Below are 6,875 nucleotides of genomic sequence, written 5' to 3' on the forward strand. Positions count from 1 at the left end.
ATCCAATGTAAAATGTAATTGAGCCATAGTATTCATCCTTTCAATTATGTTTTGTGTGGTAACTTAATTTTAACTGAAAGATGAGCACTTGGCTCTTTTTAATAAATTTTAGAATTTACACCATTATATGGGCTTTATCCCTTTGCTGGTTTCCAGTGGTAAATTCTCGCTTGCTTTACCACTGGATTTCGCGCTGGCTGATTTGCAGTGGTAATTTTCCGCTTGCTTTACCACTGGATTTCGAGCTTGCTGGGTTACAGTGGTAATTTCTCACTAACTTTACCACTGGATTTCGCGCTGGCTGATTTGCAGTGGTAATTTCTCGCTTGCTTTACCACTGGATTTTGCTTTTGCTGATTTCCAGTGGTAATTTGATTAGTTTTCTGAGATGTGGGCTATGCCGTCGACCACGGATACTTTGCCAGAGGCGATGAGGTCGATGGCTTTAGGCATGATAATCCACTCAGCCTGCTCCATGACGCGGCGCTGGAGGATTTCAGGGGTATCGCCTTCTAAAACCTCGACGGCCTTCTGCAAGATGATTGGGCCTGTGTCAGTGCCTTCATCTACGAAGTGGCATGTGGCGCCGGTGACTTTTACACCGCGGGATAGAACCCCCTCGTGTACCTTAAGTCCGTAGTAGCCTGTGCCACAGAAGCTTGGAATCAGGGATGGGTGGATGTTAATGATTTTATTTCTGTATTTACGAATCATCTCTGGTGGGATAACCACTAAAAATCCTGCCAGTACCACCAAATCCACATTATAGGAATCAAGCTTCTCCAAAAATGCCTTGTTGAATTCATCGCGGGATGCATAATCCTTTGGGCTGATGCATACTCCTTCGATTCCTGCTTTTGCTGCACGCTCTAGGGCGTAGGCATTTTTATTATTTGAGATTACAACTGCAATCTCAGTATTGTGAATCTCACCTGATTCAATTTTATCAATAATTGCCTGGAGGTTTGTGCCACCACCAGACACGCAAACTGCAATCTTCATTTATTCTCCAACTCCGGCTACTTCTTACGCTCACAATACTAAGTTTACTTCCTTCAACTACATGTCTCATTCAGTAAAACTTAGAGATTGTTAGCTAGAAGCAGCCTCACTTATTAAACTAAATCTACGCCCTTTTCGCCATCGATAATCTTACCTACCACATAAGGTGTATCACCAGCAGAACGCATAGCTTCCATTGTCTTATCAACATCTGCTGGATCAACAGCTACTATCATACCAAGTCCCATGTTGTAGGTGTTGTACATCATCTGCTCAGATACGTTACCCTTCTTAGCCATAAGCTTAAAGATTGCTGGAACCTCATAAGAGTTTTTCTCTACAACAGCACGCTTGCCCTCTGGAAGCATACGTGGAATATTCTCATAGAAGCCGCCACCTGTAATATGTGAGCAAGCCTTTACCCTAACTCCTGCATCCTTTACAGCCTTAAGTGCCTTTACATAAATACGAGTTGGAGCGATGAGAGCCTCACCAAGTGTGCAGCCAAGCTCATCATAATATGTATCAATACTTTCCTTTGTCATATCGAAAATCTTTCTTACAAGAGAGAAACCATTTGAGTGAACACCAGTAGATGCCATACCAATGAGAACATCCCCATCCTTAAGGTTCTCACCTGTGATGATATCCTTCTTATCTACAATACCTACTGCAAAGCCTGCAAGGTCATACTCTTCCTCTGGCATAAGACCTGGATGTTCTGCTGTCTCGCCACCTACAAGGGCACAGCCTGACTGCTTACAGCCCTCTGCAACACCGCTTACGATTGTAGCAATCTTCTCAGGGATGTTCTTACCGCATGCGATATAATCCAAGAAAAATAGTGGCTCGCCGCCAGCGCATGCAACGTCATTTACACACATTGCAACTGCATCGATACCGATTGTATCGTGCTTATCCATAAGAAATGCAAGCTTAACCTTTGTACCACAGCCGTCTGTACCAGACAAAAGAACTGGCTCGTCCATGTTCTTAATAGCACTCAAATCGAATGCACCTGAAAAGCCGCCAAGGCCTCCAAGTACTTCTGGGCGCATAGTACCCTTCACAAACTTCTTCATGAGCTCCACTGACTCATATCCTGCCTCAATATCCACTCCTGAACTCTTGTAATCCATGTTTCTCTCCTTTTTAATAACTTTTAGTCCGCTAGCACATCCTAGTTTTTCATGCTCCCGCAGGGCACCCTCCATACCTAACCATGGGAGCCCGCCGGCGTGGGCCCCACCCATGATCAGGTATGGCGCCCCCCTGCTCGCGCTCGCCTACGTTTACGAGTGCTAGCTCATATAAATTTTTATAAATAAAAGGAAACCCTTTTTTTAAGAGTTTCCTTCTACGTATCTAAGATAAGAAGGCACGATAGCCTTCGCTTTGTAATTTTGCGTCCTTTGATTCTACGGACTCCTTCTGCTCTACGATGAAATCGTGGAGTTTGCCTGCTAGGGTAGAATCTGTCATGGCAAGCATTTTAACGGCAAGGATGCCGGCATTGGCTCCACCATTGATTGCAACTGTAGCTACAGGTACGCCTGTTGGCATTTGCACGATTGAATAGAGGGAATCCACCCCTCCTAAATCACTGGTCTTCATTGGAATGCCGATAACCGGACCTTCAAAGATAGCTGCACACATACCTGGAAGATGTGCTGCCTTGCCTGCACCTGCGATAATTACCTGAACGCCTCTATCCTTTGCGGTCTTTGCATACTCCACAAAAATATCTGGCTCTCTATGAGCTGAGATGATTCGCATCTCATAGTCCACGCCAAATCTTTCAAGGATTTCCACCGCCTTTGCCATAACAGGCATATCGCTGTCGCTTCCCATTACAATACTTACTTTTGCCATAACATATCCTCCTAGTTTATATCTCGCCCAGGGACATAGTCTTTCAAAGCTCCCGCAAGCCATCTCCCATACTGCGCTAGGCAACCTCCCGCTTCGCGGTTCCTTCCTAGCTTGCATGGGGCCCTCTTGCTCGCGCCGTCCACGTCTACGACCTGGGCTATTTACAGTTTTAGATGAGCCTGTAGCTATCAATCGGTAAATCTGGACCTAACAAGTAACTATCAAGCTCTTAGTGTTACTAAAGGAGAGCTTTCTTCAGCTCGACGTAGTAATACTAAGGCTTGAGAGTGTAACTTGTTAGTCACAGCCTAAAACTTGAGAGCGTAACAGGCGGACTACATCTCGTCTAGTACCTTGTTGAGCTCTTCAGTGCCAGGCACTACGAAGCGGCCCTGGCGGATGACAGGAAGTTCACGTCCATCCGCTGTGTGGACTGTGATGTCACCAAGCTCATAATAAGGTATGGTTATATCTGTGTGGCAGTTAAAATATGCCTTTGAAATGTCTTCTTTTCTAAGGAGTGAGCATGAGTTATCACGGGCTATGCACTCCTTGCCATCTGGGTTGTACATTGGTACATCCTCAGCGTGTGAGTAGCAGGTATCGCCCACTGCAAAGTGAGGTCCTGTCTTTTCGGCAATAAGGATTGGAAGCTTGTCGGCGATGCCGTACTTCTGTCCCATAACAAATGCTCTGGTATTTGTTCCGATGGCAAATTCTCCCATTGGAAGGGTGTCATGCTTGAACAATACGTTATCATAAATGTATTTCTTGTTTTCTTCTTCTGAATCAAAATTGCTACATGTATATGAAACAATTTTGCCTTCCTCAAACTTAAGCTCAAGGTTGCGGTAGCCTAGTTCATTAAGGTAAACCTGTGTAACATGAAGTACACCGTTTGTGCCTTCAAGCTCAGGTGATGTAAACACCTCACCAACAGGGATATTTACATCAGCAACGCAGTTTTCAAAATTAGTCTGCTTTGAAGGTTCGTCCAAGTGATGAAGCTTAACAGTAATATCTGTGTGATTGTCACCACGGCCTGTTACATGAACATATTCGCCCTGGTCAAGTACATCAATGATGTGCTGCTGGATGTTCTTGTAAAGCTCGTAGTCCATTGTATTTACAGCAACTGTCTCGTTGAAGATTTCATTGAAATCCTTGCCGATTTCAGGTATCGGATATGCGATAATTGTGAAGCTGCGCTCCTCGCCATGGATGTATTCGTTTGTAATCTGTCCATTCTGGCTTGCAAAATAAACGTTAAGCTCATTCTGCTTATCGCTATATTTTGCATTAGCATCATGATTAACTGGCTCAAATGGCTTCTCACCAAATGTCTCGATAACAGCTGGCCCACCAAAAACAGCTGCAAGCTCTTTGTTCTTTTCGAAGGTATTCTTAAGAACTTCAAGCATTCTGTCGGCCATACCCTTGTCCCAGTAATATGCTCTGTCATCCTTGTGGTCGTATTCGCACTGCTTGTTAGGAACTGATGAATAAAGGTTACGTGAAGTAGTGCCACCAAATCTAACTGTAGACGCAAGGCCAGCCTCATCGAAAAGACGGATAGCTTCGCGAGTCATAAGCTCGAAACCAACTGGTGCATGAACACCAACAGTATCCTTAATAGTGATATCCTTGCCTGTAACCTCAAAGCCCTTGATGTATCCTTCTACATAAGTACGTGCCATAGCAACAACATCCTCGTGAGGAAGGCTGCGTAAATGAGCTGCAATCTTTCTTTCGTTTGGTCCGATGTACATACCATATTTGTACATGTATCTGTCATCAGACAAATCATCCTTCATGATGATGTTTCTATAATAATCGTAGTCTGGATCTATCATGCTGATGACGATTTCAGATGCAAAAAGCTGTGAATAATCATGCTTTGCAGAATACATAGCATCTAAAACACCTTCTCTGCGGTACTTATCCTCTTCTTCCATCTGGCACTCACCATAAATCTGAAGGAATAATTCTGCGTAGATAGTAAACTTATCAACGCGACCTGCGAAGGCTGCCTCGATGATGTTTGTCATCTCATAGAAAATAGCTGAAAGTGGGCCACCTAATTCCTGTCCAAGCTCTGCCACTGCGAATGTAGGACAAAGGAAGCTGTTTGGGTAAGTATCCTCACCATAGATAGCGAATACAGCATCGTTGTCGTTTTCGCATTCTGTGATAGTACGGTCTGCAAGTGTACCATCAGCTGCCTTATTCATAATAGGAAGAACTGTCATGAAAAAGTCTGCTACCTGATTGAAATAAGCCTGAAGCTTTTCAGGTAAATCGTGGTCTTCCTTAATAGTAGCGATACGCTCTGTAGCAAGCTCAAAGCGCTCTAATATATCATCTGTTTCCTGATAAAATGTTTTACTCATACTAACCTCTTACAAGGCCAACAACAAGTGTGGCCATCCAAACAATCATAACAACACTGCTGATTATCAGGCAGGTTGCTCTATATTTCAATTCTGTTTTCGTCTTCATCTGACCTATGTTAAATATCAATGAACCAAGTGCCACCAAAAAGCCTATAGTTCCAAGGCCTCCAAGCCACTTTGGAGTCTCGCCTGATAAATACACAGAACCAGCTATAATTCCTATATATACAACCATTGTTGCAAGTGATACACCTGCCGCATACATTGCCTCAACAGGCAATGCCTTAAGCTGATTGCCATAGGAACTACGTCTATGAAAACGACCTCTTCCTATACCCATTATTTAACTCCGTATTCCTTATAATAAGCATCGATACGTGACTTCATCTCATCATCGATAACAACTCTTCCACCACATTCACGGTTATAAAGATGCTCAACAACCTCTGACATGGATACGATTGCCCCGGTCTTAAAGCCGTATGTATCAGCAACCTCATCAAGGGCAGTCTTAGATGTATCACCAGAAAGACCAACCTCCTCACGATTGAGAGAAACCATAAGACCTACGATTGTAACATCACCCTGGGCACGAACGATAGGAACTGTCTCCTCCATGCTCTTACCAGATGTTGTAACATCCTCAATCATGACAACTCTGTCGCCATCTTTAATCTTGTAGCCAAGAAGAGATCCCATATCTGCACCGTGGTCCTTCTCCTCCTTACGATTGCTGCAGTACTTAACTTCCTTACCGTAAAGCTTATAAAAAGCCTCAGCTGTAATAACCGCAAGTGGAATGCCCTTATAAGCAGGTCCGAACAGTACATCGAAATCCTCTCCGTAGGCATCATGGATAGCCTTAGCATAATACTCGCCAAGACGCATTAACTGGCTACCTGTAACGTATGCTCCTGCATTCATAAAAAAAGGAGACTTTCGCCCTGACTTCAGTGTAAAATCACCAAACTTAAGGACGTCTGCCTCCACCATAAACTCTATAAATTCTGACTTGTAATTTTCCATAAAAAATCTCCTATACTAAAGATTCTCGCAACAAAGTGAATTCTACCATAGAAGACTATTCATTTCAATCGAACAATTACAAAATTTAAAAGATAATTTAAACTATTGTTACTATTCATGGGCATACTAGAAAAATGTATATATGGATTTAGCAAAGAGATAGCGTAGTGAACTCTAGGGTCTTGCTCCTCATATATAAAATGAGCCCGCTAGAAGCATAAATCAGTAGCCTTGGCCTATTGCACCGTCGAAGAATTACTGATTTTCTAAATGCCACACTCGCATCCCCTATTACACGTGTTCTTTCAAGGTTTGACAATTCTGTCGGCACTGTATGTATCTCGCAGACACCCTCAGCCTAAAGAAATAGCAGTGGCGACAATATTAGTATTAATTGCATGATTTTGGAATGAGCCTAGTAGAATCTTAAAGCAGTTTTTGAATGTTTTCATATGGGCTGCCACGGACGGCAGCCCAAGGCTGATAGCGAAATGGACTGAGCTTGACGCCGGTAGGAAAACATCCAAAAACTGCTTTTAATTCTACTTGGCGAATGTAATATGAATGCAATTAATACTAATA

Annotated in this window: 6 protein-coding genes; all 6 read right to left on the reverse strand. The window is 43.3% G+C overall.

The features are described 5' to 3' along the window. Positions 1–375: 375 nt before the first annotated feature. Positions 376–1,002, reverse strand: coding sequence for a phosphoribosylglycinamide formyltransferase (gene purN / locus IJ535_RS09485; RefSeq protein WP_294301805.1), 627 nt, complete (start codon positions 1,000–1,002; stop codon positions 376–378). A 113-nt stretch (positions 1,003–1,115) separates the two neighbouring features. Beyond that, a complete protein-coding gene (gene purM, locus IJ535_RS09490; RefSeq protein WP_294301808.1) occupies positions 1,116–2,141 on the reverse strand; it encodes a phosphoribosylformylglycinamidine cyclo-ligase in 1,026 nt (341 codons plus the stop codon). 226 nt (positions 2,142–2,367) lie between these two features. Further along, positions 2,368–2,874, reverse strand: coding sequence for a 5-(carboxyamino)imidazole ribonucleotide mutase (purE, locus tag IJ535_RS09495; RefSeq protein WP_294295756.1), 507 nt, complete (start codon positions 2,872–2,874; stop codon positions 2,368–2,370). Positions 2,875–3,209: 335 nt separating this feature from the next. After that, positions 3,210–5,264: an aminopeptidase gene (locus tag IJ535_RS09500; RefSeq protein WP_294301812.1), complete on the reverse strand. Its 2,055-nt coding sequence runs from the start codon at positions 5,262–5,264 to the stop codon at positions 3,210–3,212. A 1-nt stretch (position 5,265) separates the two neighbouring features. After that, positions 5,266–5,607 (reverse strand): hypothetical protein, encoded by a 342-nt coding sequence (locus IJ535_RS09505; protein ID WP_294295758.1) that lies wholly within the window; start codon positions 5,605–5,607, stop codon positions 5,266–5,268. Further along, the gene (pyrE, locus tag IJ535_RS09510) at positions 5,607–6,293 is read right to left on the reverse strand and encodes an orotate phosphoribosyltransferase (protein WP_294301815.1); all 687 of its coding nucleotides are present in this window, start codon (positions 6,291–6,293) and stop codon (positions 5,607–5,609) included. Before pyrE ends, IJ535_RS09505 begins: the two co-directional genes overlap by 1 nt. Between the last annotated feature and the right edge of the window lie 582 nt (positions 6,294–6,875).

Source organism: Pseudobutyrivibrio sp., from assembly GCF_017471675.1.
GTDB lineage: Bacteria > Bacillota > Clostridia > Lachnospirales > Lachnospiraceae > Pseudobutyrivibrio.